The sequence below is a fragment of the Ideonella sp. FW305-24 genome, assembly GCF_058788035.1.
In genome coordinates this window covers 123,693-150,132 of record NZ_JBYTAI010000003.1, presented here as the reverse complement: position 1 = coordinate 150,132, position 26,440 = coordinate 123,693, and the positions used below count along the sequence as shown (strand labels likewise).

The window sequence follows — 26,440 nt, the reverse complement described above, 5'->3', positions numbered from 1 at the left end:
GGTGGCGGCTCCGTGTCGCCACCGTCGACTGCCCATTGACTAACGCGGCCGGCGAGGTTCATTCATCGCCGGCCGCTTCTCCTTTGGCGTCGCCCGCGGCAGGCAGGCGCCCACGCCTGGCCAGCGCCTCGCGCAGCAGGTACTCGACCTGCGCGTTGGCGCTGCGCAGTTCCTGCGCCGCGAGGCGTTCGATCTCGGCCCACAGCGCGGGGTCGATGCGCAGCGGGTAGCTCTTCTTGCCCGGACTGGCCATCAGCGGCCCGCCAAGGCGCCGCCATTCAAGCGCGGTGCCAGCAGGTTGACGAGGGTCGCCGGGTCGCTGCAGCCGATGCGCAGGCTGCGGCCGTTGCGCAGCGTCAGCCGCACAGCCTGCAAGCCTCGCAGGTTGTAGAGCATGCCGTCGCGTGTCGCGCGAATGCCCCAGCCTTCGGTCCAGCGGCTGCGGGCTGGCGCCACGCGCTGGATGTCGGCCAGCAGCACCTGGCCGCGGGGCCAGCCCAGCCAGCCGAAGGACCAGCGCAGGCGCTCGGCATTGAGCGAGACGCTGAAGCGGCCGAAGGCCAGCAGCAGGCCGGCCTGCACAGCGACGATCAGTGCGTAGACCGGCAGCGTGTCGCGCCAGCTTCCGCCGTCGCGCAGGTCGGCCTGGATGACCAGCGGCAGGCCCAGGCCCAGCGCCAGCAGCAGCCCCAGCAGCGGCAGGCTGGCGTACTGGCGTTCGAGGTAGATCTCGTCGAGCGGCGAGCTGGATGGCGAAGCGGTGTCTTGCATGCGGTGGTACATGGCAGGCCTTGCGCGTCAGTTGTACAGCGTGCCGGTGTTGATGATGGGCTGGGTGTCCTTGTCGGCGCACAGCACCACCAGCAGGTTGCTGACCATCGCCGCCTTGCGTTCGTCGTCCAGCACCACGATGTCGCGCTCGGACAGGCCGCGCAGCGCGGCTTCCACCATGCTGACCGCGCCCAGCACGATCTGCGTGCGTGCGCCGACGATGGCCTCGGCCTGCTGGCGGCGCAGCATCACCTGGGCGATTTCCGGTGCGTAGGCCAGGTGGGTCAGCTTGGCGTCCAGCGCCTCCACACCAGCTGCGCCAAAGCGCGCCTGGAGTTCCGTCTTCAAGGCATGGGCCACTTCGTCGATGCTGCCGCGCAGCGTCGTTTCCGCGGCTGCAGCCTGGGTGGCCGCGCTGTCGGTCGGATCGCTGGTGTGGTCATAGGCATATTGCGAGGCGAGGTGGCGCAGCGCGGTTTCGGCCTGAACCTTCACGTACAACTCGAAATCATCGACCTCGAACACCGCCTGCGCGGTGTCGCGTACCCGCCAGACCACGGCCGCGCCGATCTCCACCGGGTTGCCGCGCTTGTCGTTGACCTTCAGCGTTGGCGCATTGAAGTTGCGAGCGCGCAGCGAGACGCTGCGGCCGGCGAACAGCGGGTTGGCCCAGCGCAGGCCTTCGGCCCTGTCGGTGCCGCGGTACTGGCCGAACAGCGTCAGGATGCGCGCGGTGTTGGGCTGGAGCATGTACAGGCCGGCCAGCGTGATGACCCCGCTGAGCACCAGCAGCACACCCAGCAGGATGCTGGCGACCAGCGGCAGCACCTGCAGCATCAGCGACAGCACGCCGGCCAGGATCAGCGCCAGCGCGGCGGCGATCATCGCGTAGCCGTTGAGCGAATGGAACGGATTTTCCGTGCGGGCGGGGGTCTGCATGAGGTTTCCTCGGCGGCCAACGGCCAGAAATCAAAGTGATATCACTTTAATCTCAGATCGCCTGACCGGTCAAGCGCACGCACCCGCGCCTGTGAAGCCGGCTGCGGCGTGAGTGAAATTCCGGGTTGCTTTACCCATTTCCTCACGTTGTCAACACTGAAGGAAACGCACATCGCAGCCGAAATGTGTTGGAATAATTACTGACATTTTTTGTCCTTCTGGCATGGCCTCAACCGACCTCGACATGGATTGGGCACACCGGCTCTCACGCGCCGTCACCCGCATGGGCTTGCGCTCTGCCTGGCTGTTTCAGCTCGGCGTGGCCTTGTGTGTAGGCGCGTTTGTCGCGGCCGTGCTGATGTGGATGGACCACGCTTCGTGGCCTGCCGCGCTGGCCGGCGCCGCGATCGCGCTGGTGCCCGCGCTGCTGACCGGCGGCGTGGCGCTGAACCTGGCCAGCGCGCTGGCGCAATCCACCCAGCAGCGGCAAATGCTGTGCGTGGACGATGAACTGACCGGTGTCAGCAACCGCCGCCAGTTCCTGCGCCTGGCCGACCGCGAATGGGCCCGCTGCCGCCGCTACGGCGACGACGGCGCGCTGCTACTGATCGACACCGACCACCTGCGCCGCATCAACGACAACCTCGGCCAGCGCTGCGGCGACGCGATCCTGCTCGAAGTCACCCGCCGCGTCAGCGCCACGCTGCGCCAGTCTGACGTGCTGGCCCGCTTCGGTGGCGCCGAACTGGCCGTCTTTCTGCCTCACACCGACCCGCTGGGTGCGCTGGACGCAGCCGAGCGCATTCGCCAGCAGGTGGCCGCAACGCCTTTCCGCTGGGACAAGGCGCATGTGGTGGCCACCGTCAGCGTGGGCGTGGCCCATGTGCACGCTGGCCAACTGGCGCTCGACGGGCTGATCCAGGAAGCCGAGGCCGCGCTGCGCACCGCCAAGGACGCCGGCCGCAACTGCGTGCGCGCTGCGCCCATCCTGCCGCGCCAAAGCGACCCGTCGCGCTCGGTCACGCCATCCTGATCGCGCGTTGACGCCCCATGACAAAGCGGCCTGCGGGCCGCTTTGTCATCTCCGCTTTCCTACGCAGGGACCTGGTAGTGCCGCGGCCCCATCAGGTCGATGCCGCACTGCAGCTCGCGCACCCAGGCGATGAATTCGCCGATGGCCGGGCCGGTCAGCGGCGCTCCGTGCTGAGGCACCAGCATCTGGATGTCCAGCGGGCTGACCATGTCGGCCCAAAGCCTGAGGACCTTGTTCGAGACCATGTAGCGGCGGTGAAAGGCCTCCATGCGTGGCAACAGCGTGGCCAGCGACGAGACGGGCGTCCTGGCGATCTCGCCACTCACCATCGAGACGCCCAGGTCGCCCGAGAACAGGATCTTGCTGACCGGGTCATAGAACTGGAAATTGCCCTCGGCGTGCAGGAAGTGCGCCGGCAGCGCGATCAGGTCATGCCTGCCGATGCGGATGCGCATGCCAGGGTCCGGAATGCCGACGATGCGGCCTATCGTCTTGCCGGGCTTGCAGAAGTGCGGAATGAAGCGCTCCCACACCGTGGACACGTAGATCTTGGCGTTGGGCGTGGAAGTGGTCCAGCGGTCCAGCGATGCGACGATGTCCGGGTCGGCGTGGGAGGCCAGGATGGCCGAGAGCTTGTGCGGCGGGAAATGCCGCGTCATCGTCAGATACAGCTCGGAGTAGGCCAGGTTGCCCCCCGGATCGATGATGGCGCCCGTCCCGTCGTCGACGATTAGGAACTGGTTGGACTGAACCGCCTCTCCGCCGGATTCGTCGGCCAGGTCGGAAAACATCAGGCACTGGTGGCCCGGCGATTGGTGAAGGATGACGGGCATGCTGCCATGCTAGGGGGCCGCGCCAGCTCGTCGTTTGATACTCCGCAAGCGCGGGCGCTGCGGGCCGTTCAATCCGGCCTCGAGTCAGCGAGCCTGGATCGCCTGCAGCACTTGCCTGCGCACCTCGTCGGCGGGATCCCCTCCGTCGCAGGCCACCACCTGCCGGGTCATGCTGCGCAGCCATGTGAGTTGCCGTTTGGCCAACTGGCGCGTCGCGGCCACGCCGCGGGCCATCAGGTCATCGTGCAGGGCCTGGCCTGACAACCCGGCGTCCAGCGCTTCCCAGGCTTGGCGGTAGCCCACGCAGCGGATGGACGGCAAGCCTGGATGCAGCCCGCCGCGCGCGCGCAGTGCCTGCACTTCCGCCAGGAAGCCCTGCGCCAGCATCGCTTCGAAGCGCAGCGCAATGCGCTCGTGCAGCCAGGCGCGTGACAGCGGCTCCAGCGCAATCAACAAGTGCCGAGCCGGTGCGGCGGGCGTCTCGGCGCGCGAGTGGAAGCTTGAGAGCGGCTGGCCCGTGAGGCGCCAGACTTCCAGCGCACGCTGCACGCGTTGTGCGTCCGCTGGCGCCAGTCGCGCCGCGCTTACCGGGTCCACCTCCGCCAGCCTGGCATGCATGGCCGGCCAGCCCAGGCGGGCGGCTTCGGCGTCCAGTTCGGCGCGCAAGCTGGCATCGCCTTGCGGCAATTCATCCAGTCCGTCGACCAGCACCTTGAAGTACAACATCGTGCCGCCGACCAGCAGCGGCAACCGGCCGCGAGCGCGGATCTCGGCGATCAGCCGCTGCGCGTCGCGCGCGAACTGCGCGGCCGAGTAGGCCTGCTCGGGTTCGATGATGTCGATCAGGTGATGCGGCACCAGCGCCTGCTCGGCGGCGTTGGGCTTGGCGGTGCCGATGTCCATGCCGCGGTAGACCAGCGCCGAATCGACGCTGATGATCTCGACCGGCAGCGCCTGTGCCAGCGCCAGCGCGGCCGCCGTCTTGCCCGAGGCGGTCGGCCCGGCCAGGCCGATCCAGTCCAGCGCGTTCCGGTTCATGCGGCGGTGGTGCGCCTGGGTTCGCCATGCCAGCGCACCAGCGTGAACGCCACGCCGATGACCGCCAGCGAAGCCAGCGCCAGGCCGATGGCCAGCGGTGCCAACTGGCCGTTCATCGTGCGGCCCATGCCCAGGCCGATGGCAAACGCCACCAGTGCCAGGATGCAGCCGGACAAGGCCGAGGCGAGACCGGCGGCTTGCGGAAACGCGCCGACCGCGCCGGCCTGGCCACAAGGCTGGTGAATGCCATGGCCGAACACGTACAGCCAATGCGCCACCAGCACGCCGGCCAGCGGCGGCTGCGGCGGGCTGGCGCAGGCCAGCATCAGCAACCCGCCAGCCAGCGACATCACGCCGCCGATGCGCACCGCGCCCGCCAGCCCGCGCCACGGCACCAGTCGCCTGCAGGCCAGCGTGCCCAGCATGTACGAGCCGGAGGCCGAAGCCATCACCAGCCCGTAGGCCCAGGGCGCCAGTCCCAGTGTGCCAATGTAGACAAACGGCGAGCCGGCCAGCAGCACGATCAGCCCGCCGTAGGTGGCCGAGATCAGCGCGGTCCAGGCACGGAAACCGGGGTGCCGCAGCACTTCGGCAGTGGTGCGCGCCAGCGGTCCGGCGTTGAGCGCCTGCAGGTTGCGCCTGGGCAGGCTTTCCGGCAGCGTGCGCCAGACGAACAGCAGCGTCAACGCACCGCCCAGCGCCACCGCGGCCATCGCTGCGCGCCAGCCCAGGCTGGCTGCCAGCATGCCGCCCAGCACCGGGCCCAGCATCGCGATGACACCCAGCCCGAACAGCCCGCGCGACATGACCTGCGCACCCTCGAAGGGCTCGTAAAGGTCGCGCACCATCGCCCGGGCGCAAACAACCGAGGCCGCCATGCCCACGCCTTGTACCGCGCGCAGCAGGATCAGCGTCGCCATGTCCGGTGCCAGCGCCACGCCCACGCCAGCCAGCGCATGAAGGCACAGCCCACCGAGCAGCACCGGGCGGCGTCCAAAGCGGTCCGACAGCGGCCCCATCAGCAGCTGCGCCAGCCCGAAGCTGAGCAGCAGCGCGGACATCGTCAGCTGCGCGGCCGCCATGCCGGCGCCCAGCGCGTGGCGAAGCAAGGGCAATGCGGGCAGGTACAGGTCGGTCGTGAGGGGCTGCAGGCCCAGCAGCAGCGACAGCGCCAGCGCAAGCTGCGCTTCGGTCAGGCGCGGTGCCGGCACCGCGGCGGGCAACGCGGTGCTCGTGTCAGAAACGCTCATCTTCGCGCAGGTAGCGCCACTGGCCCGCAGGCAGCTTGCCCAGCACCACGCTGCCGATGCGCACGCGCTTGAGTGCCGTCACCTTCAGGCCCACAAGCTCGCACATGCGGCGGATCTGGCGTTTGCGGCCCTCGCGCAGCACAAAGCGCAGCTGGTCCTCATTGGCCCAGCTGACCTTGGCCGGCTTCAGCTCGACATCGTCCAGCCACAGGCCGTGGTTGAGCTTTTCCAGGTTTTCCGGTGGGAACGGGCCTTCGCCCATCGGTTCGACCCGCACCAGGTATTCCTTCTCGACCAGCGAGTGCTCGCCAATCAGGTGCTTGGCCACGCGGCCGTCCTGGGTCAGCACCAGGAGGCCGGTGGAGTCGATGTCCAGCCGGCCGGCGGGTGCCAGGCCGCGGGCGTGGCCAGCGTGGAAGGGCTTCTGGGTCGGGTCTTCTTCCCAGTGGTTGGCGGCGGTCACCAGCACGACGGCCGGCTCATAGCCGTCTTCGGCCTGGCCGCTGACGTAGCCGATGGGCTTGTTGATCAGCACCGTGATGCGCTTGGCCTGCTGGGTGTGCGCGGCCGGGTCGATCTCGATGCGGGCATTGGGCTTCACGCGCTGGCCGAGCACGGCCATTTCGCCGTCCACCTTGACCCAGCCCGCGTCGATCCAGTCGTCCGCCTCGCGGCGGGAGGCGAGGCCGCGGTCGGACAGCACCTTGGACAGGCGCACGCCTTCGGCCGGGTCGCGCGGCGGCGTGGCGCCGGGGTAGACCTTGGCTTTGGACGGCGCTGCCTTGACGGCGCGCGGGCCTCGGGCTGCCGGGTCCTGGCGCGGGTAGGCCGGGCCGGCGTCGCGCGGCTGCGGGCGGGCCGGGCCGTCGGGCCGGGCGGAGCTGACGTTGCGGCGCTGGTCGTTGCGGGCCAAGCCGGGATCGGCCGCAGGTGGGCGTTCGCGCGGCCGGTCAAACGATGGCGCAGGGCGTGCGTCGCCGCGCGGTGCCTGGCGGTCGTCCCAGCGAGGCGCCGGGCGGTCGTCGTTGCGCGGACCCTGGCGCGGCTCGCTGCGTGCGTCCGGGCGACGGTCGCCTCGAGCTTCGGGACGCGCGTCGCGTCGCGGCTCGTTGCGGTAATCACCGCGTGGTTCGGGTCGACTGTCGCCCCGCGCGTCTTGCCGCGGCGCATAGGTCACCGTAGGCTTGGGCGCTGCGGGCTTGCCGTCTTCGGCAGGTGCGGGTGCCGGCGAATTGGCAGGCGCAGTGGGCGAACCGGTGGCCGTGCGGGCCAGCGGGCGTTTTGGGGTGCGTTGAATGTCGCGGTCTGAGCGCATGTTGGGATCCAGTTCAGGGAGAGGGCTCAGCGGCCGCGCAGAAACAGCGCGTCGAGTTCTTTCAGGGTCAGCTGGCGCCAGGTGGGCCGGCCGTGGTTGCATTGCTCGGAGCGTTCGGTGTGCTCCATCTGGCGCAGCAAGGCATTCATTTCTTCGAGGCTGAGGCGCCGGTTGGCGCGCACTGCGCCATGGCAGGCCATGGTCGCCAGCAGGTCGTCGCGGGCGCGCTCGATCAGGTGCGCAGCGTCGGCCTCGGCCAGTTCAGCGAGTTCGGCCAGCACCGAGCGGGCGAGCTCGACCGGGTCGGCATCCGGCAGCGCGGCAGGGCGGCTGCGCACGGCCAGAGAGGTGGGCCCCAGCGGGCTCAGGTCCAGGCCCAGCGCCATCAGGTCGGCCTGCCGGGCTTCGGCCACGGCGACCTCGGTGGCGGTGGCCGCGAAGGTGGCCGGGATCAGCAACGGCTGCGCGGCCAGGCCCGTGAGGCGGGCCTCGGCCTTCATGCGCTCGTAGACGATGCGTTCGTGCGCCGCGTGCATGTCGACGATGACCAGGCCGTGCGCGTTCTGCGCCAGCACGTAGACGCCCGACAGCTGGGCCAGCGCGCGGCCCAGCGGCCAGTCGCCGTCCAGTACCGCGGCGCGGTCCATCGGCGGGTCGCCCGCCGGGGCCGTGGGCAGGTTGATGGGTGTGGTCGACGGCGGTGCGAAGGTCGCCGGGCTGGCCCACGGCGCGGGCGCTTCGCGGGCATAGAGCTGGCCCAGGTCGGCCAGGCTCAGGCGTTGCTGGTGTGCGGTGGGTGGCAGGCCGGCGCCGGTGGCGTACGAGGCGGGCAGGCTGGGTTGGCGGTCGCCCCAGGAGGCGGAAGCGGGCTGCGCCGCTTCGGCACCCAGGGTCGCCGTGGGCAGTGGCTCCTGCGAGATGGCGGCGGGCACGTGCGCGCCGGCCGGGGCCGAGAGCGTCTTTTCCACCGCGCGCTTGACGACCGAATACACCTCGCCCGACTCGCGGAAGCGCACCTCGATCTTGGTCGGGTGCACGTTGACGTCCACGCGCGTCGGGTCGATGTCCAGGAACAGCACGTAGGCCGGCTGCTTCTGGCCGTGCAGCACGTCCTCATAGGCGCTGCGCAAGGCGTGCGTGATCAGTTTGTCGCGCACGTAGCGGCCGTTGACGTAGACGTACTGGTGGTCCGCGCGGTTGCGCGCGGCTTCGGGCAGGCCCACGCGGCCTTGCAGCCGCATCGGCCCGGCCAGCAACTCCACCGGCCGACTCTGCGCCAGGAAGTCTTCGCCCAGCACGTCGGCCATGCGCTGCTCGTGCAGCGCGCGGCGCCATTGTTCGACCAGCTTGCCGTCGTGCCAGATCGCAAAGCCCACGTCCGGCCGCGCCAGCGCATGGCGGCGCACCGCCTCGATGGCGTGCGACAGCTCGGTTGGGCCTGACTTGAGGAACTTGCGCCGCGCCGGCGTGCTGAAGAACAGCTCGCGCACTTCGATGCTGGTGCCTTGCGCGCGGGCGGCAGGCTGCAGCTCGCCGCTGCGGGCGTCCAACCTGCGGGCCTGCGAAGCATCTGCGGGGCGGCTGACGATGTGGGTTTCGGAGACCGAGGCGATGGCGGCCAGCGCCTCGCCGCGGAAGCCCATGGTCATCACGCCTTCGAGCTCGGCCAGCGAGCTGATCTTGCTGGTGGCGTGGCGCTTGAGCGCCAGCGGCAGCTCGTCATGCGGAATGCCGCAGCCGTCGTCCTCGACCACGATGGCCCGCACGCCACCGGCCACCAGGCGCACCGTGACCTGTTCGGCGCCAGCGTCCAACGCGTTGTCCACCAGCTCGCGCACCACCGAAGCCGGGCGCTCCACCACCTCGCCGGCAGCGATCTGGCTGACCAGTTCGTCGGGCAATTCGCGGATCGGGCGGCGCGGCGCGGCCTGCAAGGCGTTGTGCAGCGGCGGATGCACGTTGTCGTTCATCCCGGGATTGTAGAGAGCCCGTGTGATGTCCACCCTGATAATCCCTGCCCATGGACTTTCTCGCCCCCCTGATCGATCTCATATTGCACGTGGACAAGCACCTCGCGGTGTTCGTGACCAACTACGGCACCTGGGTCTACGTGCTGCTGTTTGCCATCATCTTCGTGGAGACCGGCGTGGTGGTGATGCCTTTCCTGCCGGGTGATTCGCTGCTGTTCGTGGTCGGTGCGATGTGCGGCACCGGGCTGATGAGCCTGCCGGTGTCGCTGGCGGTGCTGCTGGTGGCCGCGGTGCTGGGCGACCAGGTGAACTACACGATCGGCCGGGCGCTGGGGCCGAAAGTGTTCAAGTGGGAGCAATCCCGTTTCTTCAACAAGCAGGCCTTCGAGCAGGCCCATGCCTTTTACGAGCGCTATGGTGCGGTGACCATCATCGTCGCGCGCTTCATGCCGTTTGTGCGCACGTTTGCCCCCTTTGTGGCCGGCGTAGCGGCGATGAGCCGCACGCGCTTCACGCTGTTCAACCTGATTGGCGGCGCGCTCTGGGTGGTCGGCGTGATGATGGCTGGCGTGCTGTTCGGCAACATCCCCTGGGTGCAGCAGAACCTCGAAAAAATCATCTGGGCCATGATCCTGATTCCTGGCGTGGTGATCCTGGCCGGTGCCGTGAAGGCGCGCCGCCGCGCCCCGGCCTGAGCGGGGTGGCGAGATGCGCGGGCAGTTGCTGGCCGGCCCGGCGTGGGCGGCTGCAGAGCACCCTTTGCTCGCAGTGACCACCCTTTCGAGGAATCACCCCTTGGGCTGCTCCGCCTGCCAGTTGTCCGTCACCAGGCCGGGCACGCGGTCGAACTCGCGCAGGTTGCGGGTGACCAGCGTCAGGCCGCGCGCGCGGGCCTGGCCCGCGATGAGGATGTCGTACGCGCCGATGGGCGTTCCCTGCGCCGCGAGCAGCGCGCGGATGTCGCCGGCATGGCGCGCATCCTCCTGGTCAAGCGGCAGCACCTCAAAGCGCAGCGCATCCACCAAGGCCAGGTTGCGCTCGCGCCGCTGGCTCTTGAAGGCGCCGAAGTACAGCTCGTGCATCACGATGGCGCACACGCCTACGTCAGGTGGTGCTACGCCGTGCAGCCGCCGGGAAACGGGCCCGGCAGGATCGTTCAGCACCGCGATGACTGCATTGGTGTCGAGCAGGTAGCGCATCAGTCGAACAGCGTTGCAAGCCCGGGGCGATCCTCGGCGGGAGGCTGCTCGGTCACTGCCTGCTGGAAGTCCATGTCCAGCGGGCCAGCCAGGGCATCCAGCCAGGCCCAGTCTGTGGCGATGGGCTCAAGGATGACGCTGGCGCCGTGTCGGCGAATGCGAACCTCACTGCCCTCGATGCGGAATTCCTTGGGCAGACGAACCGCTTGCGAGCGGCCAGACCAGAATATCTTGGCGGTGTCCACGGAAAGGCTCCTGTCCTGCGGATCTGAAGACGCAGTATATCAAAAAGATATGCCATGCACCGCGCGGGTCAGCAAGTCTGGGGTGCTCTCAAGTCTGGCGATTGCGCGCCAGCGGCGGGTTCTTCGCGAAGTAGCGGTCGATGCCGGTGAACAGCGCCTCGACCAGCTTGCGCTGGTACTCGGGGTCGCGCAGCTTGTCTTCTTCGGTGGGGTTCGAGATGAACGCGGTCTCGACCAGGATGGACGGGATGTCCGGCGCCTTCAGAACCGCGAAACCGGCCTGTTCGACCTCGCCCTTGTGCAGCCGGCCCACGGTGCCGATGCGCGACAGCACTTCGTTGCCCACGCGCAGGCTGTCCTTGATCTGCGCGGTGGTGCTCATGTCCAACAGCGCGCGCAGCACCTGAGCGTCCTTGGTCGCGGCATTCACGCCGCCCACCACGTCTGCCGCGTTCTCGCGCTGCGCCATCCACCGCGCGGCCGTGCTGGACGCGCCATGCTGGCTCAGCGCGAAGACGCTGGCGCCGCGCGCGTCGGGGTTCATGAAGGCGTCGGCATGCACCGAGACGAACAGGTCGGCCTGTACCCGGCGGGCCTTGGCCACGCGTTCCTGCAGCGGCACGAAGAAGTCGTCGTCGCGCGTGAGCATCGCGCGCATGCCGGGCTTGGTGTTGAGCTTGTCGCGCAGCTGCAGCGCAATGCGCAGCACCACGTCCTTTTCCTTCAGGCCGCTGGGGCCGATGGCGCCTGGGTCTTCGCCGCCGTGGCCGGGGTCGATGGCGACGATGACCAGGCGGTTGATGCCGTCCCGCTGCGCGGCGCTGGACTTGCCGGGGATGGATGGCGGTGCGGCAGGCGGGGGAGGCGCCATGGCGACCTGGGTCGACGGCGGTGCAGTGGTGGAGGTGCCGGGCGCGGCGGCGCCGGAGCGCGCGGCCTCGGTGGCGGCGAGCGGGCGGTCTACCTTGCCGATGAACTCGCCCAGCGCGTCCTGCACCGAGCGGGCCGCTTCGCGTTCGGCCTGGGCCTTGTCGCGGATCAGCGTCAGCAGCGGGTCCGGCGCTTCGGTCGGGTAGAGGTCGAACACCAGTCGGTGCTGGTAGGCGGCGACCGGCATCAGCGTGAATTGCTGTGGCTTGACGGTCTGCTTCAGGTCCAGCACCAGGCGCACCACACGCGGCTGGTTCTGGCCCACGCGCACGCCGCCAATGAACGGGTCGTCCGACTTGACCTTGCCAACCAGCTCACGCAAGGCGGGGCTCATCTCCAGCCCGTCGATGTCTACCACCAGGCGCTGCGGGTCGTCGGTCAGGAAGTGGCGGGCCACCAGCGGCTGGTCCGATTCGATCGTCACGCGCGTGTATTCCTGTGCGGGCCAGACTCGCACCGAGACAATGCTGGCGCCCCAGGCGAGCTGGGCCGGGCCCAGCACCAAGGCCACGCGGCCCAGCGATTTCAAGGCGTCACGACGTTTCATGCCAGCAACTCCTGTCCTCGTGCGGTGAAGGCCTGCAGTTGCACCACGCGGCTTTCGTCGGCCTGCGGCGTAATCTGCAGCGCGAGGTCTGCTACGGGGCGATAGGGGCCAGCATTGCCGGCCCATTCGCACAGCTTCAAACCGGGGGCGGCAAATACCTCCCGAAAACCCGCGTCCTCCCATTCGCGCGGGTCGCTGAAACGGTAGAAATCAAAATGCGAAACTGCCAGCGCGCCATGTGGGCTGGCCAGCAGATAAGGTTCGACCACCGCATAGGTCGGGCTCTTGATGCGGCCGGTGGCCCCCAGCGCGCGCAGCAGATGGCGCACCAGCGTGGTCTTGCCGGCGCCCAGGGGGCCGTCCAGCTCGATGCAGGCGTTGGCGATGGCGGGGCGGGCCGCCCAATTGGCGGCAAATTCGGCGCAGGCAGTTTCGTCAGGCCAGCGCAGCGTGCGAGTTTCTAGAATCGGCAGATGGCTCAAAATGTGGAGGGCGGTGAAGGCGTCTCGCGGCAGCAGGCGTCTGACAAATCGCCGCCAGGAAACACGGACATCACGCAGCAGTTGCGGGACTGGGCCCGCACGCTCGGATTCTCCCAGATTGGGGTGGCCGATGTCGACCTGTCATCTGCCGAGCCGGGTTTGCTGGCCTGGCTGGATGCGGGCTTTCACGGCAGCATGGCTTACATGGCTGCGCACGGGCTCAAGCGGGCTCGCCCGGCCGAGCTGATACCCGGCACGGTGCGTGTCGTCACCGCGCGCATGGACTACCTGCCTGCCAACCGCGCAGGTGACTGGCAGCAGGTCGAGTGGCAAGGCCTGGCCGACCCGCAGCGGGCCATGGTGTCGCTCTATGCGCGGGGGAGGGACTATCACAAGGTCTTGCGCGCCCGGCTGCAGCAACTGGCTGACAAGCTGGCCGCCGAGGTCGGCCCACTGGGCCACCGTGTGTTCACCGATTCGGCGCCGGTGCTGGAGGTGGAACTGGCCAGCCGCAGCGGCATTGGCTGGCGCGGCAAACACACGCTGACGCTGTCGCGCGAAGCCGGCTCGATGTTCTTCCTCGGCGAGATCTATGTGGACCTGGCGCTGCCGCTGAGCGAGCCGGTCAACGCGCATTGCGGTGCCTGCGAAGCCTGTCTGCAGGTTTGCCCGACCAGGGCCATCGTCGCGCCTTACCGGCTGGACGCCAGGCGCTGCATCTCGTACCTGACGATAGAGCACGACGGTGCCATTCCCGAGGCCTTGCGGCCGTTGATCGGCAACCGCATCTATGGCTGCGACGACTGCCAGCTGGCCTGCCCGTGGAACAAATACGCGCGCCGGGCCAGCGTGCCGGACTTCGACACAAGGCCCGCGCTGGACGCGCCCGGTCTGCTGGACCTGTGGGCCTGGGACGAGCCGAGCTTCCTGCAGCGGACCGAAGGCAGCGCGATCCGCCGCATTGGCCACCAGCGCTGGCAGCGCAACCTGGCGGTGGCGATGGGCAATGCGCTGGCCTCAGGCGTGGCCGACGAGGCAGCGCTGGGTCAGGCGTTGTCAGCCTCGCTGCCCGTGGCCACGCCCTTGGTCGCTGAGCACATCCAGTGGGCGCTGGCGCAGGCCGCCGACAAGCCTTGAGGCTTCAGCGCGTGGCGTCCAGCCCGATCAGCGCCAGTGGCAGGCTCAGCATGCCCAGCAGCGTGGACAGGCTGACCAGCCCGGCCACAAAGCTGCCGCTGCCGCCCATGCGCGAGGCCAGCACATAGGCGCTGGAGGCGGTTGGCAAGGCCGCGAAGGCGACCACCACGACCTGCTGCCCGGCAGGCAGCTCGGCCACGCGCACCAGTACGATGGCGATGACGGGCAGGATCAGGTGGCGGATGCTCATCAGCGCGGCGGCGAGCCTGGGTGCGTCCCGCAAGGCGCCCAATTGCAGCCCGGCGCCCACCGCCATCAATCCCAGCGGCAGGGCGGCGCCGCCGATGCGGCTCAGCGTGATCTGCAGCAGCTCAGGCAGTTGCAGGCCCAACAGGTTGCCGACCAGCCCGGCGACCGTGCCAATGATCAGCGGGTTCTGCAGGAGTTCGCGCAGGAAGTTCTGGCCAGCATGTCGGGCCAGCGGCCAGACTGCCGCGATGTTGCAGACCGGCACGCACAGCGCGACCAGCAAGGCCGTCCAGGCAACAGACTGAACGCCGCCCAGCCGCTCTGCCAGCGCCAGCGCGACATAGGAGTTGAAGCGGAAGGCCGTCTGCGCGCCGGAAGCGTGCAGGCGCGCGTCCACGCCAGGCCAGCGGCCGAGGGCATATGAAAGCGCAATGCCGCAGCCGACGACTGCCAGGCCGCAGCCGGCCAGCGTCATCAGCGCACCGGCCTGCAGCGGCTGGCGCACGATGGCGACAAACAGCAGCACCGGGAACAGCAGGTAATACACCAGCTTCTCGACACCGTCCCACACCGAGCGGTTCAGTGCCGTGCGGCGGCACAGCACAAAGCCGAGCAGGATCAGCAGGAAGTCGGGCAGCAGCAACAGCACATGGGACATGGCTGCAGTGTGCCTGCGAGAGCAGGGATGGCCCTTACGCAATGGCCGCAGTCCAGGCAAACCAAGGCCTCGGCATACTTCTCGGCGTGCGCTGAATCGACGGTTGGCTGGGCTATCCTGCCGCCATTGCCCTGTTCACTCTGGAGACTGCATTGCGACACTCGAACCGCCTGCGCTGGACCCTGTCCGCAGCCTTGATGGCCGCTGCTTGCGCCACTTCCGCCTTTGCGCAGAGCAACTACCCGACCAAGCCAGTCAAGCTGGTCGTGCCTTTTGCGCCTGGTGGCACCACCGACATCATCGCCCGCGTGGTGTCCGAGAAGATGAACCTGGCACTGGGCCAGACCATGATCGTCGAGAACAAGGCCGGCGGCGGCGGCGTGGTGGGCGCGCTGGACACGGCGCGTGCGGCGCCGGATGGCTATTCGCTGGGTGTGGCGACGGTGTCGACCACAGCGGCCAATCCGGCCATCAACCCGAAGATCGCCTACAACCCGCTGACCGACTTCACGCCCATCATCAACATCGCGGCGACGCCGAATGTGATCGCGGTGCATCCGTCCTTCCCGGCACGGGACTACAAGACCTTCCTCGAAGTCCTGAAGAAAAATCCCGGCAAGTACAGCTTCTCCAGTTCCGGCACCGGCGGCATCGGCCACCTGCAGATGGAGTTGTACAAGAGCCTGACTGGCGTTTTTGTGACCCACATTCCGTACCGCGGCGCAGGCCCTGCGTTGAACGACACGGTGGCGGGTCAAGTGCCGATGATCTTCGACAACCTGCCGTCCGCGCTGCCCTTCATCAAGGAAGGTCGCCTGATCGCCATCGTTGTCGCTGCACCGCAGCGCCTGGCTGTTTTGCCCGACGTGCCGACGTTCAAGGAAGTGGGCCTGGAGCCGGTGAACCGCATGGCCTACTACGGCATCTACGGTCCCAAGGGCCTGCCCAAGGACGTGGTCGACAAGGTGGCTGCTGCAGTCAAGAAAACGGCCGAACTGCCTGAGGTCAAGAAGCGCATCGAGGAAACGGGCTCGCTGCTGGTGCTCAACACCCCTGAGCAGTTCGCCGCGCAGATCAAGGCCGAGTTCGACGTCTACAAGCAGGTCGTGGCCAAGCAGAAGCTGACGCTGGAGTGACGCTGCCGGAGAGGCCTGCCGGGCCTGTGCTGCATCTGCCGCCTTGCGCGGTGGATGCAGGCCTGATCGATCTGTTCAACGACGCTTTGTGGCTGGAGGATGGGCTGAGCGCCAACACTTTGGCCGCCTACCGCCGGGACTTGCAGGGGCTGGCCAGTTGGCTGGCCGAACAGGGCGGCGTGGACCTCACCCAGGTCACCCAGGTCCATCTGCAGGCCTACGCAACGGCCCGGCATGCCGGCAGCCGCAGCAGCAGCGCCAACCGCCGCTTGGCGGTTTTTCGGCGCTTCTATCGCTGGGCCTTGCGTGAGCACCACGTCAAGGTGGATCCGACCCTGCAGTTGCTGGCCGCCCGCCAGCCGATGCGCCTGCCCAAGACCTTGAGCGAGGCACAGGTCGAAGCGCTGCTGCGAGCGCCGGACGTGATGACGCCACTGGGCTTGCGCGACCGCTGCATGCTGGAGCTGATGTACGCCAGCGGTCTGCGGGTCAGCGAACTGGTCGGTCTGCCGTCCATCAACCTCAGCCTGAACGATGGTGTGCTGCGTGTCAGCGGCAAGGGACAGAAGGAGCGTCTGGTTCCCTTCGGCGAAGAGGCCGAGCGCTGGCTGCGGCTTTTTCTGGCAGATGGCCGCCCGCAGATTCTGCAAGGCCAGGCAAGCGACGCCTTGTTCGTCACGGCGCGCGGCGGGCCGATGACACGCCAGATGTTCTGGACGCTGGTGAAGCGGCATGCGGCGCAGGCCGACATCCGTGTGTCGTTGTCACCGCACACCTTGCGCCACGCCTTCGCGACCCATTTGCTGAACCACGGCGCAGACCTGCGGGTGGTGCAGATGCTGCTCGGCCACGCCGACATCTCGACCACGACCATCTACACCCATGTGGCGCGAGAGCGCTTGAAGTCTTTGCATGCGCAGCACCATCCGCGAGGGTGACGGCGGCGATGTTGCGGTGTCGCGCCGTTACGATCACCCATGAAAAAAGCCGACCCTGAGGTCGGCTTTTGCTGAAACCAGGCCCGAAGGCCTGAGGCATCAGAAGTTGTGACGAATGCCAGCACCGTAGCTGCTGAAGTTCTGGCCCGGGCCTTGTGAACCAGCATCAGCGAACGCTTGGTAAGCAGCGTTGTCGTCGTTGTTGAGCTTGCTGTAGAACGCGTACACCTTGGTGCGCTTGCTCAGGTTGTAGTTCCACTGAGCCGTCCATTGGTTGGCGCCGCTGTCAGGCACGCCGTCGATCTTGCCGGCCTGACCGTAGTTCAGGTGCAGTTCGTTGTTGCCCAGGGTGTACATGCCCGAGACACGCCAGATGTTGTGCTTGGAGTCACCGCTGACCTGGCCGTAGTAGCCGCCGAAGGTGAACGCGCCCAGTTCGTAGACCGCACGGCCCACGGTCTGCTTGTCGTCGCCATGCTGCTCGTAGCCCAGACCCAGGTGCAGAGGACCGCGGTCGTAGTTGACGGCGCCGGAGTAGATCTTGTCTTCGCTGCCCGCAGGCGCTTCGGCGACCTGGGCGTGGCCCACGAAGCCCGCGACCACCGGGGTGTAGTACGCAACAGCATTCTTCAGGTTGCCGTAAGCGATGGTGCCGCTGCCGGCGCCAACGACGCTGTAGAAAGCGTCCTCGGTCGGGCCCGTGTCATGGTTGTGCATGCCGATCCAGTCAGCAGTGGCGTAGTAAGCCTCGCTTGCGGACATGTTGCCCAGCTTGACCGTGCCGAAACGGGTGGCCAGGCCAACCCAGGACTCACGGCCCCAGAATGCGGAGCCGCTCTTGCCCGTCGAGGCGTCGAAGCCGCTCTCGATCAGGAACAGGCCCTTCATGCCGCCGCCCAGATCTTCTTCGCCCTTGAAGCCGATGCGGGAGTTGTAATCCTGGATCACATTGTTGCGGTCGCCATCGCCAATCTTCTGGCTTTCAGCAGCCACGTTCAGGCGACCGTAAATGGTCACCGAGCTTTGTGCGAACGCAGCGGGGGCCGCCAGGGTGGCCGCGATCGCGGTCAGAACGAGAGATTTCTTCATGAGAAGGACCCTTGGTCAATGTAAACAAAGGAGCCTCACGTCTGCGCGAGCAGAGCAGCGAAACTCTGAAGTGCTGAATGACAACACTGTGAAAAGCAGTTTATCGCTGGAACAAGTGCGTCCTGAAGGTTTACCCTGGCGCCGCCCTCAAACAGGGCTCAATCTGTTGTTGCGATGCAACTGGCGTAGGACTGCGCCGACATCACGCACGCCGCCACAATCTACCCATGGACCACACTTTCATCTCGGCCTTTGTCCTCCTCCTGCTGGTGCTGGACCCTTTTGGCAGCCTGCCGATCTTCATTTCGGTGTTGCGCAGCGTGTCCCCCGAGCGCCGCGCTGTCGTGGCGATTCGCGAAGTCTCAATCGCCTTTTCGGTATTGTTGGTCTTCATGTTCACGGGCGAAGGCTTCCTGCGCCTGATGCACCTGTCGGAGCGTTCGCTGGAGGTCGCAGGCGGGGTGATCCTGCTGATCATTGCCATCCGGATGATCTTCGCTTCAGGGGGGGAAATCTATGCCACGGAGGGCCAGCGTGAGCCGATGATCTTTCCGCTGGCGGTGCCGCTGCTGGCAGGCCCGTCAGCGATGGCCACCGTGCTGCTGCTGGCCTCGCGGCAGCCCGAGCGAATGTGGCACTGGGTGGGGGCGCTGACGCTGGCGATGCTGGTCAGCGGCGCGGTGATGCTGGCAGCCGACCGCATTCGCAAAATCCTCGGCACGCCGGTGGTTTCGGCGGTTGAAAAGCTGATGGGCCTGGTGTTGACGGCGGTGGCGGTGGAAATGATTCTGGCGGGGTTGAAGCGCTATTTCTTCGGGCTTTGACAGGGCAAAAGAAAAAGCGGCTTAACGCCGCCTTTATATTTTCAGAATACTTGCAATCATCGTCCGCGCAAGTGTGCGGGCGCTTCCAGCCGCTTGGCCAGTGTTGAGAGCAGCAGGGTCAGGATCAGGTACATCGCCGAGATTGCGAGGTATGGCTCCCAGTAGCGCGAATATGCGCCCGCCACCGTGCGGGCTGCCAGTGCCAGTTCGGCCAGGCCAATGGCCGAAACCAGGGAGGAATCCTTGATCAGGGTCACGCCCTCATTCACCAGCGCCGGCACCATGCGACGGAAGGCTTGCGGCAGAATCACGAAGCGCATGGCCTGCGAGTGCGACAGCCCCACGCTCCAGGCGGCCTGGGTCTGTCCCAGGTGAATGCTCTGGATGCCGGCCCGGAAGATCTCGGAGATGTAGGCGCCCGCATTGAGCGAGAGCGCGACGCAGCCCGAGAAGAACGCGCCGTGCTCCTGGCGGAAGGTCCTCGCCATGTCGCCCGACAGCAGCAAGCCGTTGTCCGGATGGATCAAGGCCGGCATCACCGCGAAGTGCACCAGCAGGATCTGCACGAACAGCGGCGTGCCGCGGAAGAAGGTGACGTAGGCGGTCGTGATGCCACGCACGATCACCAGCAGCCACCGCGCGGGCGGGGACTGCGGTGGAGGCGCACTGCGTGAACTGCTGATCAGGCCCAGCACCACGCCGAGCAGGAGGCCAACCACAATGGCCACCAAGGTCAGCTCGATGGTGGTCAACAGACCGCTCATGAAGAGCGGCCAGTAGCCCGACAGGATTTCCCAACGCAAGTCCACGCCGTGCGCTCCGCGTCAGTTCGAGGCGGCGGATGCAGCCGGTGCGGCAGCGGCGGGCGGCTCGGTGCCGAAGGTCTTCTTGTAGATCGCTGCGTAGGTGCCGTCAGCCTTCACGGCGGCCAGGCCCTTGTTGATCATGCCAAGCAGTTCGGTGTTGCCCTTCTTCACCGCAATGCCGTATTGCTCCGGCGCGAAAGCCTTGTCGGAGACGGTCTTGAACTTGGCGCCAGGGTTGTTGGCCACGTAGTGGATCACCACACCGTTGTCGGCCACCACGGCGTCCACGCCGCCGGCTTCCAGTTCCTTCAGCGCCAGCGGCGTCGACTCGAAACGCTTGATGGTCGTCGCGGTCTTGCCTTGCAGCTTGGTGACCACTTCGTCACCGGTGGTGCCGGTCTGCACGCCGACCTTGAGCTTCTTCAGGTCGTCGAACTTCGAGATCTTCGACGACTCCTTCACCGCGATCAGCTGGAACGCGTCGAAATACGGGTCCGAGAAATCCATGGTCTGCTTGCGCTCGTCGGTGATCGTGATCGACGAGATCAGCAAGTCGCGGTCACCCTGGCCCAGCGCGTTGAAGATGCCTTCCCAGGGGGTGTTGACGAACTTGACCTGGAAGCCGCCTTTTTCTGCCACTGCGTTCAGCAGGTCGACCGACAGGCCGACGATCTCGCCCTTCTCGTTCTGGAACTCGAACGGCGCATAAGCGGCGTCGGTGCCGACCGTGTAGACCTTGGCTGGCGCCGGGGCGGGCGCAGAAGCCGGGGCGGACGCCGTTTCGGCCGGCGCGGGCGGCGGCTCTTGCTTGCCGCAGGCAGCCAGCACCAAGCCAGCCACCAATGCGGTGGCGGCCTTCAGGAAACGACGGGTATCTTGTTGAGCCATGGATGTCCTCAAAACAGTGGGCAAAACTAAGGAAAAACTAGTTCCTTCAGTGTACGGCCGGGTTACGCAATATTTACGCCACGACGGCACGGGGTAATCACGCACCGAGGCGGTGCCTTGTTACCTGGGCACACATTGCCGCGGCCGGGCGGTATGCACAGCCAGCCGGCGGCCTTTGGTACGCGGATTGCCACAGTGCCGGCAACACGCGCTCGGCGCACGCCGCCTTCCCTGCAGGCAGTCGTCTTCGCCCGGCAATTGACTTCTTTCAGCTTCAAGGAGAACCGATGTCCCGATGCCACGCTACCCGACACCGACGTTCGACGACCGTTCTCGCCCTCTGCCTGCTCGGCCTGCCAGGCGTCGCGCTGGCCCAGGCCACCGTGAAGCCCGATGGCAAGATGCGCTACGCCCTGGGCGCGGGCGCCAGTTATTCGTCTGGCAATACCAGTGCGGCCAGCGTCAATCTGAATGGCGAGGCCGTGCAGGCCACCGACGAAAGCAAGCTGACCTTGGGCGGCAAGGCCTTGTGGTCGCGCTCGGAAGGCCAGACCACGGCGGAGAACGTGTCCCTGGGTGGTGCCTATAACCAGGATTTCACGCCGGCCTGGTTTGGCTTTGGCAGCGCCGATTTCCTGCGCGATGAATTTGCCAACATCCAGGCGCGCGGCTCGGTGCACGGCGGTGTCGGCCGACATTTGATCAAGCGCGACGACCTGACCTGGGATGCGACGCTGGGCATCGGCTATTCGCAAGACCGCTATTTCGATCCTGTTGTCGTCAACGACGAACTGCGCGTCCGTTACGGTCGCGCCGAGCTGGTGCTGGGCGAAGAGTCCAGCCATAAGTTCACTGAAACCACGAGCTTCCGCCAGAAGCTTTCGTACTACCCTGCGCTGGATTCCGGCGGCGGCTCGCGCGCGACGCTGGACGCCGGCCTGGCCGTTGCGATGACCGCCAGGCTCAGCCTCACCGCCGGGCTGAACTACCGCTATGACAGCGATCCCGGCGTCGGCCTGAAAAAGGGCGACACGCTGTTCGTCACCGGCATTTCCGTCAAGCTGGACTGAGGCGCTGGCCGGTGTCGAGGCGCCAAGCTGGTTAGCATGCCGCATGGAGAACCTTCGTCGGCAGGCCTTGGCGCTGCTGCTCACCCCGTCGCATGACGCCAAGGCCGAAGGCACGCGTGCGCTTGATCCGTGGGCTGCGCTGGACACCGACGAGGTGTTCGTCGAACCGGCCGGCATTCCCGGCCGCCCGCCCAAGCCCGAGCTGATGCCACACACCGCACTGAAGCATCGTTCTGTCGGCACGCTGGAGGGCAGGGCGGGCCTGCTGCATGCCTTGGCCCACATCGAGTTCAATGCGATCAACCTGGCGCTGGACATCGTCTGGCGCTTTGCCGGCATGCCGGCGGACTTCTACCGGCAGTGGCTGCTGGTGGCGCGCGAGGAGGCGCTGCATTTCCAGCTGCTGCGCGACCATCTGCTGGCGCTGGGTTTCCGCTACGGCGACTTCCCGGCGCACAACGCCTTGTGGGAAATGGCCGAGAAGACCAAGGGCGACCTGCTGGCCCGCGTCGCGCTGGTGCCTCGCACGCTGGAGGCGCGGGGGCTGGACGCTTCGCCGGCGGTCAAGGCCAAGCTGATCGGCGCAGGCGACCTGAAGGCTGGCGCCATCATCGACATCATCCTGCGCGACGAGATCGGCCATGTCGCCACCGGCAACCACTGGTACCGTTGGCTGTGCGATCAGCGCGGCCTGGCACCCGTGGCCACCTATTCGCAGCTCGCGGCGCAATATGGCGCGCCGCGCATGAAAGGCCCGTTCAACCTCGACGCCCGGCGCGCAGCCGGTTTCACCGAAGAAGAGCTGGAGAGCTACCGCAGCTGACGGCCAGCAACCCAACCGGTGCAAGACCTTGGCTGCGCCTGCTGGTACCAAGCTTCGTAAAATCGGCAGTCTTCCAGGCGCAGCGTGGCAGACCGCACACGCGGTCACCGTTTGCGTGGCTGCGGACCCATCCCATGAGCGAACTCCATAAATTCCTGTTTGAAGGCCTGCCCGTGCGCGGCATGCTGGTGCGACTGACCGACAGCTGGCAAGAGGTGCTGCGCCGCCGTGAGGCTGCGGGCGACTACGCGCCGCCGGTGCGTGAACTGCTGGGCGAAATGGCGGCTGCCGCCACGCTGATGCAGGCCAACATCAAGTTCAATGGCTCGCTGATCCTGCAGGTCATGGGCGACGGTCCGGTCAAGCTCGCAGTGGCCGAGGCCAAGGCCGACCTGAGCTTTCGCACCACGGCCAAGGTCGTCGGCGAGGTGCCGGACGGCGCTCGTGTCGAGGCCATGCTGAACCTGCACGGCCAGGGCCGCTGCGCGATCACGCTGGACCCCGCCGATCGGTTGCCCGGTCAGCAGCCCTACCAGGGCATCGTGCCGCTGCACGACGACCAGCGCCGGCCGCTGCAAAACCTCTCGGAGGTGCTGGAGCACTACATGCTGCAGTCCGAGCAGCTGGACACCCGCCTGATCCTGGCCGCCAACGGCGAAGTCGCTGCCGGCCTGCTGATCCAGCGGCTGCCGACCAAGGGCGAGGGCAACCTGGCCGGCGAGCGGCCGGGCGCCACGCCCTGGGGCTCGGGCGACGAGGACCAGATCGGCCAGTCGGAAGCCTTCAACCGCATTGCCCACCTGGCCGCGACGCTGACGCGCGAGGAACTGCTGACGCTGGAAGCGGACACGATCCTGCGCCGGCTGTTCTGGGAAGAGTCAGTGCGCCGCTTCGAGCCGCTCACGCCCAGCTTCGGCTGCAGTTGCTCGCGCGAACGGGTGCGCAACATGCTCACCGGCCTGGGCCGCGAAGAATCCGAAAGCATCCTGGAAGAGCGCGGCGACATCGAGATCGCCTGCGACTTCTGCGGCCAGCAATACCATTTCGACGCAGTCGACGTGGGCGAGATGTTCACGCCCGGCCGCGACCAGCCGCCAGCGTCAGCTTCGCTGCAGTGAGCCGGCCGTGCGGATGCGCTGCTGGAAAGCGGCGTGCTCGCAGTCCGGTTGATCGCAGCTGTCGCAGGCCCACAGCCAGGCGGGTTGCGCGGCGTCGCGGTCCTGCAGCCGCGTCAGCAGCCCGGCCCGCGGCGCGCGGCGCAGGCGCAGCACCGGCACCATCGCATCCAGGGCTGCCTCCACCCGGCGCGGGCCGCTGCCGCTGACCACGGCAAACGCCAGCCCGGCGCCCACCAGCAGCTCGCGCAGCCGGTTGTCCACTGGCGCGCGTACCTGCGGGCCGTCGCGCTGCAGGCCGTCCGGCTCCCAGGGCAGGTCCAACGCGGTCAGCAGCGTCAGCGCGCAGCGGCGTTGCCAGGCCAGTGCCATCGCATCCAGCGTGTCGCTGCCGAAGACCTGGCGGTGGTAGACGGCGGTCATCAGCGGCGTGGTGTCGGCCAGTACCACCGCGTGCGTGGCGGCGGCCTGTTCGATGCGACGGGCTTGTTCGAGGGCGATGGCCTCCTGCTCCTGCTCACGTGGCGTGCGGCCCTGCGCGTCGCACCACTCGCGCAGGTATTCCGGCACCCAGGTGCAGGGCCAGCCGGTCAGCTCGGCCACGCGGGGTGCAAGCGCGGCGGCCAGCGTGCTCTTGCCGGTGCTCTCGGCGCCGACCAGCGCAATGACCCGCCCCGTTTGCTGCTGCTCAGGCACTGACCCGGCCCTCCAGCCTGCGCCAGGCTTGCCAGCCCGCGGCCGCCATCACGGTGAACACCGCGTACAGCAGCACCGTCAGCCAGAGCGACTTGACTGCGAACAAGCCCATGCTGACCAGGTTCACCGCAATCCACACCGGCCAGTTCTCGATCAGCTTGCGGCCCAGCAGCGACTGGCCGGTGATGCTGGCGATGGTGGGCAGCGCGTCCCAGAATGGCACGTCGCTGTCAGTGAAGCGGTGCAGCAACAAGCCGAGCAATGGCCAGCCCAGCAGTGTGGCCAGCAAGGCCAGTGCGCGTTGCCGGCCGGTCAGGCGATGCACGCGCAGCGCACCGCCGTCCTCGCCACGCCCGCGCAGCCATTGCCACCACCCCCAGCCAGCGACCAGCACAAAGAAGACCTGCAGGCTGGCTTCACCATACAGCTTGTACTCGGCAAACAGCCCTGCGTAGAGCAATGAGCTGGCGATGGCCAGCGGCCAGCCCAGCGGGTTCACGCGCATGTTGCAGGCCACCATCCAGATGGCCAGCACGCAGGCGAGCAGTTCGAGCCAGGTGAAAGGACTGCCCCACAGCGTGAAGGCGGGCGCGAGCAGGGTGGCCCACAGGGCAACGGCTGCCTGCAAGGCAGCGGACATCCAGTTCGGCATCGGCGTCAGGGTTGCGAGGGGGCGGCCGTGGCCGGCGCGAGCGGCGCGAGTGGCTTGGGCGCCGCATTTCCGGTGCTGCCGGCGCTGCTGGAAATCACCACCAGCAACTCATCCGGCTTGACCATGCCCAGTTCCAGCCTGGCCTTTTCCTCGACCATTTCCAGCCCGTTCTTCAGGTCGGCGACCTCGGCGGAGAGGCGCTCGTTCTGGGCGCGCGCCTTGTCGTTGGCGGCCAGCTGCGTGGCCAGTTCGCTGCGCAGGCTCATCACATGTGGCACGCCACCGCGGCCGAACCAGAGTTCGGCCTGCACCAGCGCCAGCAAGGCGGCGAGGACAAAGGGCAGCACGCGCATGTCGCGATTGTGCCGCAAGCCCCTGTTGGCACCCCAAAACGAAAACGCCGGGCGAGGGCCCGGCGATGGTGAGCGGCGCCGGGCGCAAAGGCCCGGCCTGCGGTCAGCGCAGGTTGTAGAACGCGGCGCGGCCCGGGTACACGGCCACGTCGCCCAGGTCTTCCTCGATGCGCAGCAGCTGGTTGTACTTGGACATGCGATCGCTGCGGCTCAGCGAGCCGGTCTTGATCTGGCCGGCGTTCAGGCCCACGGCGATGTCGGAGATCGTGTTGTCTTCGGTCTCGCCCGAGCGGTGGCTGATCACTGCGGTGTAGCCCGCGCGCTTGGCCATCTCGATGGCGGCGAAGGTCTCGGTCAGCGTGCCGATCTGGTTGATCTTGATCAGGATCGAGTTGGCAATGCCCTTCTCGATGCCTTCCTTCAGGATCTTGGTGTTGGTGACGAACAGGTCGTCGCCCACGATCTGGACCTTCTTGCCCAGGCGCTCGGTCAGGTGCTTCCAGCCGTCCCAGTCGCCTTCGGCCATGCCGTCTTCGATCGAGATGATGGGGTACTTGTCGACCCAGGTGGCCATCATGTCGGTCCACTCGGCTGCCGTCAGCGTCAGGCCTTCGCCTTCGAGGTGGTACTTGCCGTCCTTGTAGAACTCGCTGGCGGCGCAGTCCAGGCCGATGGCGATCTGCGTGCCGGCCTCGAAGCCGGCCTTGTCGATGGCTTCCAGGATCAGCTGGATCGCGGCTTCGTGGCTGGGCAGGCTGGGCGCAAAGCCGCCTTCGTCGCCGACCGTGGTGCTCATGCCCTTGGCATCGATGATCTTCTTCAGCGCGTGGAAGACCTCGGCACCGTAGCGCAGCGCTTCGCGGAAGCTGGGCGCGCCGACCGGGATGATCATGAACTCCTGCAGGTCCAGGCTGTTGTTGGCGTGCGCGCCACCGTTGATGACGTTCATCATTGGCACCGGCAACTGCACGCCGCCCATGCCGCCGAAGTAGCGGTACAGCGGCAGGCCGGACTCTTCGGCTGCGGCACGTGCCACGGCCATCGAGACGGCCAGCATCGCGTTGGCGCCCAGGCGGCTCTTGTTGTCGGTGCCGTCGAGGTCGATCAGCGTCTTGTCCAGAAAGGCCTGCTCGGAGGCATCCAGGCCCAGCACGGCTTCGCTGATGTCGTTGTTGATGTTCTGGACGGCTTTCAGCACACCCTTGCCCAGGTAGCGGCTCTTGTCGCCGTCGCGCAGCTCGATGGCCTCACGCGAGCCGGTCGAAGCGCCAGAAGGCACGGCCGCGCGGCCCATCACGCCCGATTCCAGCAGCACGTCGCACTCGACCGTGGGGTTGCCACGGCTGTCGAGGATTTCGCGGCCGACGATGTCAACGATTGCACTCATTGCTCTCTCCGTAATGAAAATTCTTCTGCGGCGCGCAGGGTGCCAGAAACGGGTTACCCGCGTACAT

At 67.3% G+C, this 26,440-nt stretch carries 28 protein-coding genes and 1 pseudogene; 9 read left to right on the top strand and 20 right to left on the bottom strand.

Translation table 11 applies throughout. From position 1 onward, the window contains the following. Positions 1-58: 58 nt before the first annotated feature. From AC3WR5_RS09475 to AC3WR5_RS09465, 3 genes are read right to left on the bottom strand one after another with little or no spacing between them, the layout of a single operon-like run. Positions 59-253, bottom strand: a complete 195-nt coding sequence (locus tag AC3WR5_RS09475; RefSeq protein ID WP_492483806.1) for a type II toxin-antitoxin system antitoxin — start codon at positions 251-253, stop codon at positions 59-61. After that, positions 253-771, bottom strand: a complete 519-nt coding sequence (locus AC3WR5_RS09470) for a hypothetical protein (RefSeq protein ID WP_492483804.1) — start codon at positions 769-771, stop codon at positions 253-255. Before AC3WR5_RS09470 ends, AC3WR5_RS09475 begins: the two co-directional genes overlap by 1 nt. Positions 772-798: 27 nt before the next feature. Then, positions 799-1,710 carry an SPFH domain-containing protein gene (locus tag AC3WR5_RS09465; RefSeq protein WP_492483802.1) on the bottom strand — a complete coding sequence of 304 codons (912 nt, stop codon included), beginning with the start codon at positions 1,708-1,710 and terminating at the stop codon, positions 799-801. A 223-nt stretch (positions 1,711-1,933) separates the two neighbouring features. On the opposite strand from AC3WR5_RS09465, the gene AC3WR5_RS09460 reads away from it, so the two are divergent. Beyond that, on the top strand, positions 1,934-2,743 hold the full coding sequence (locus tag AC3WR5_RS09460; RefSeq protein ID WP_141288163.1) for a GGDEF domain-containing protein: 810 nt from the start codon (positions 1,934-1,936) through the stop codon (positions 2,741-2,743). Between the two features lie 59 nt (positions 2,744-2,802). Here AC3WR5_RS09460 and AC3WR5_RS09455 read toward each other — a convergent pair whose 3' ends face one another. The 5 genes from AC3WR5_RS09455 to mutL all read right to left on the bottom strand — a co-directional run bounded on the left by AC3WR5_RS09455 (position 2,803) and on the right by mutL (position 9,149). Then, positions 2,803-3,576, bottom strand: coding sequence for an oxygen-binding di-iron domain-containing protein (locus tag AC3WR5_RS09455; RefSeq protein WP_141288164.1), 774 nt, complete (start codon positions 3,574-3,576; stop codon positions 2,803-2,805). An 84-nt stretch (positions 3,577-3,660) separates the two neighbouring features. Further along, a complete protein-coding gene (gene miaA, locus AC3WR5_RS09450) occupies positions 3,661-4,614 on the bottom strand; it encodes a tRNA (adenosine(37)-N6)-dimethylallyltransferase MiaA (RefSeq protein ID WP_492483799.1) in 954 nt (317 codons plus the stop codon). Continuing rightward, positions 4,611-5,864 (bottom strand): multidrug effflux MFS transporter, encoded by a 1,254-nt coding sequence (locus AC3WR5_RS09445; RefSeq protein ID WP_492483798.1) that lies wholly within the window; start codon positions 5,862-5,864, stop codon positions 4,611-4,613. The genes miaA and AC3WR5_RS09445 overlap by 4 nt, the downstream gene beginning before the upstream one ends. Further along, positions 5,851-7,179, bottom strand: coding sequence for a pseudouridine synthase (locus AC3WR5_RS09440; protein ID WP_492483796.1), 1,329 nt, complete (start codon positions 7,177-7,179; stop codon positions 5,851-5,853). The genes AC3WR5_RS09445 and AC3WR5_RS09440 overlap by 14 nt, the downstream gene beginning before the upstream one ends. Before the next feature lie 26 nt (positions 7,180-7,205). Further along, complete coding sequence (gene mutL, locus AC3WR5_RS09435) at positions 7,206-9,149, bottom strand: DNA mismatch repair endonuclease MutL (RefSeq protein WP_492483794.1); 1,944 nt, start codon at positions 9,147-9,149, stop codon at positions 7,206-7,208. Positions 9,150-9,199: 50 nt separating this feature from the next. Between mutL and AC3WR5_RS09430 the strand changes: the two genes are divergently transcribed. Beyond that, positions 9,200-9,844 carry a VTT domain-containing protein gene (locus tag AC3WR5_RS09430; protein ID WP_492483792.1) on the top strand — a complete coding sequence of 215 codons (645 nt, stop codon included), beginning with the start codon at positions 9,200-9,202 and terminating at the stop codon, positions 9,842-9,844. Between the two features lie 93 nt (positions 9,845-9,937). Here the strand turns inward: AC3WR5_RS09430 and AC3WR5_RS09425 are convergent, their stop codons facing one another. From AC3WR5_RS09425 to tsaE, 4 genes are all read right to left on the bottom strand, one after another. Continuing rightward, the gene (locus tag AC3WR5_RS09425) at positions 9,938-10,348 is read right to left on the bottom strand and encodes a type II toxin-antitoxin system VapC family toxin (RefSeq protein ID WP_492483790.1); all 411 of its coding nucleotides are present in this window, start codon (positions 10,346-10,348) and stop codon (positions 9,938-9,940) included. Beyond that, positions 10,348-10,593, bottom strand: coding sequence for an antitoxin (locus AC3WR5_RS09420; protein WP_492483788.1), 246 nt, complete (start codon positions 10,591-10,593; stop codon positions 10,348-10,350). The genes AC3WR5_RS09425 and AC3WR5_RS09420 overlap by 1 nt, the downstream gene beginning before the upstream one ends. An 88-nt stretch (positions 10,594-10,681) precedes the next feature. Then, positions 10,682-12,070, bottom strand: coding sequence for an N-acetylmuramoyl-L-alanine amidase (locus tag AC3WR5_RS09415; protein ID WP_492483786.1), 1,389 nt, complete (start codon positions 12,068-12,070; stop codon positions 10,682-10,684). After that, the gene (tsaE, locus tag AC3WR5_RS09410; protein ID WP_492484569.1) at positions 12,067-12,543 is read right to left on the bottom strand and encodes a tRNA (adenosine(37)-N6)-threonylcarbamoyltransferase complex ATPase subunit type 1 TsaE; all 477 of its coding nucleotides are present in this window, start codon (positions 12,541-12,543) and stop codon (positions 12,067-12,069) included. The genes AC3WR5_RS09415 and tsaE overlap by 4 nt, the downstream gene beginning before the upstream one ends. On the opposite strand from tsaE, the gene queG reads away from it, so the two are divergent. Beyond that, entirely contained in the window at positions 12,544-13,689 is a 1,146-nt protein-coding gene (gene queG, locus AC3WR5_RS09405) for a tRNA epoxyqueuosine(34) reductase QueG (RefSeq protein ID WP_492483784.1), read from the top strand. Between the two features lie 4 nt (positions 13,690-13,693). Here queG and AC3WR5_RS09400 read toward each other — a convergent pair whose 3' ends face one another. Beyond that, positions 13,694-14,596, bottom strand: a complete 903-nt coding sequence (locus tag AC3WR5_RS09400) for an AEC family transporter (RefSeq protein WP_141289570.1) — start codon at positions 14,594-14,596, stop codon at positions 13,694-13,696. 197 nt (positions 14,597-14,793) lie between these two features. Between AC3WR5_RS09400 and AC3WR5_RS09395 the strand changes: the two genes are divergently transcribed. Both AC3WR5_RS09395 and xerD read left to right on the top strand, forming a co-directional pair. Continuing rightward, the gene (locus AC3WR5_RS09395; protein WP_492484567.1) at positions 14,794-15,732 is read left to right on the top strand and encodes a tripartite tricarboxylate transporter substrate binding protein BugE; all 939 of its coding nucleotides are present in this window, start codon (positions 14,794-14,796) and stop codon (positions 15,730-15,732) included. Continuing rightward, complete coding sequence (gene xerD, locus AC3WR5_RS09390) at positions 15,729-16,670, top strand: site-specific tyrosine recombinase XerD (RefSeq protein ID WP_492483782.1); 942 nt, start codon at positions 15,729-15,731, stop codon at positions 16,668-16,670. The genes AC3WR5_RS09395 and xerD overlap by 4 nt, the downstream gene beginning before the upstream one ends. A 99-nt stretch (positions 16,671-16,769) precedes the next feature. Here xerD and AC3WR5_RS09385 read toward each other — a convergent pair whose 3' ends face one another. After that, entirely contained in the window at positions 16,770-17,759 is a 990-nt protein-coding gene (locus AC3WR5_RS09385) for a porin (protein ID WP_492483780.1), read from the bottom strand. A 227-nt stretch (positions 17,760-17,986) separates the two neighbouring features. Between AC3WR5_RS09385 and AC3WR5_RS09380 the strand changes: the two genes are divergently transcribed. Beyond that, positions 17,987-18,583, top strand: a complete 597-nt coding sequence (locus tag AC3WR5_RS09380; protein WP_141288624.1) for a MarC family protein — start codon at positions 17,987-17,989, stop codon at positions 18,581-18,583. 56 nt (positions 18,584-18,639) lie between these two features. Here the strand turns inward: AC3WR5_RS09380 and AC3WR5_RS09375 are convergent, their stop codons facing one another. Together AC3WR5_RS09375 and AC3WR5_RS09370 are read right to left on the bottom strand one after the other, a co-directional pair. Beyond that, positions 18,640-19,392, bottom strand: a complete 753-nt coding sequence (locus tag AC3WR5_RS09375) for an amino acid ABC transporter permease (protein ID WP_141288623.1) — start codon at positions 19,390-19,392, stop codon at positions 18,640-18,642. A gap of 15 nt (positions 19,393-19,407) precedes the next feature. Beyond that, positions 19,408-20,277: a basic amino acid ABC transporter substrate-binding protein gene (locus AC3WR5_RS09370; protein WP_141288622.1), complete on the bottom strand. Its 870-nt coding sequence runs from the start codon at positions 20,275-20,277 to the stop codon at positions 19,408-19,410. Between the two features lie 287 nt (positions 20,278-20,564). Here AC3WR5_RS09370 and AC3WR5_RS09365 point away from each other — a divergent pair, with 287 nt between their 5' ends. The 3 genes from AC3WR5_RS09365 to hslO all read left to right on the top strand — a co-directional run bounded on the left by AC3WR5_RS09365 (position 20,565) and on the right by hslO (position 23,288). Next, the gene (locus AC3WR5_RS09365; RefSeq protein WP_141288621.1) at positions 20,565-21,347 is read left to right on the top strand and encodes a DUF481 domain-containing protein; all 783 of its coding nucleotides are present in this window, start codon (positions 20,565-20,567) and stop codon (positions 21,345-21,347) included. Positions 21,348-21,390: 43 nt separating this feature from the next. Next, entirely contained in the window at positions 21,391-22,170 is a 780-nt protein-coding gene (locus AC3WR5_RS09360) for a ferritin-like domain-containing protein (RefSeq protein ID WP_492483776.1), read from the top strand. Positions 22,171-22,304: 134 nt separating this feature from the next. Continuing rightward, positions 22,305-23,288 (top strand): Hsp33 family molecular chaperone HslO, encoded by a 984-nt coding sequence (gene hslO / locus AC3WR5_RS09355; RefSeq protein WP_492483774.1) that lies wholly within the window; start codon positions 22,305-22,307, stop codon positions 23,286-23,288. Here hslO and AC3WR5_RS09350 read toward each other — a convergent pair. From AC3WR5_RS09350 to eno, 4 genes and pseudogenes are all read right to left on the bottom strand, one after another. Then, on the bottom strand, positions 23,271-23,981 hold the full coding sequence (locus AC3WR5_RS09350) for an AAA family ATPase (RefSeq protein ID WP_492483772.1): 711 nt from the start codon (positions 23,979-23,981) through the stop codon (positions 23,271-23,273). The two genes, hslO and AC3WR5_RS09350, sit on opposite strands and share 18 nt — an antisense overlap. Next, on the bottom strand, positions 23,974-24,621 hold the full coding sequence (gene pnuC, locus AC3WR5_RS09345; protein WP_492483770.1) for a nicotinamide riboside transporter PnuC: 648 nt from the start codon (positions 24,619-24,621) through the stop codon (positions 23,974-23,976). The genes AC3WR5_RS09350 and pnuC overlap by 8 nt, the downstream gene beginning before the upstream one ends. Positions 24,622-24,722: 101 nt before the next feature. Next, positions 24,723-24,986, bottom strand: a pseudogene (locus AC3WR5_RS09340) (septum formation initiator family protein); the annotation flags it as partial. Between the two features lie 103 nt (positions 24,987-25,089). Next, complete coding sequence (eno, locus tag AC3WR5_RS09335; RefSeq protein ID WP_141287565.1) at positions 25,090-26,373, bottom strand: phosphopyruvate hydratase; 1,284 nt, start codon at positions 26,371-26,373, stop codon at positions 25,090-25,092. Between the last annotated feature and the right edge of the window lie 67 nt (positions 26,374-26,440).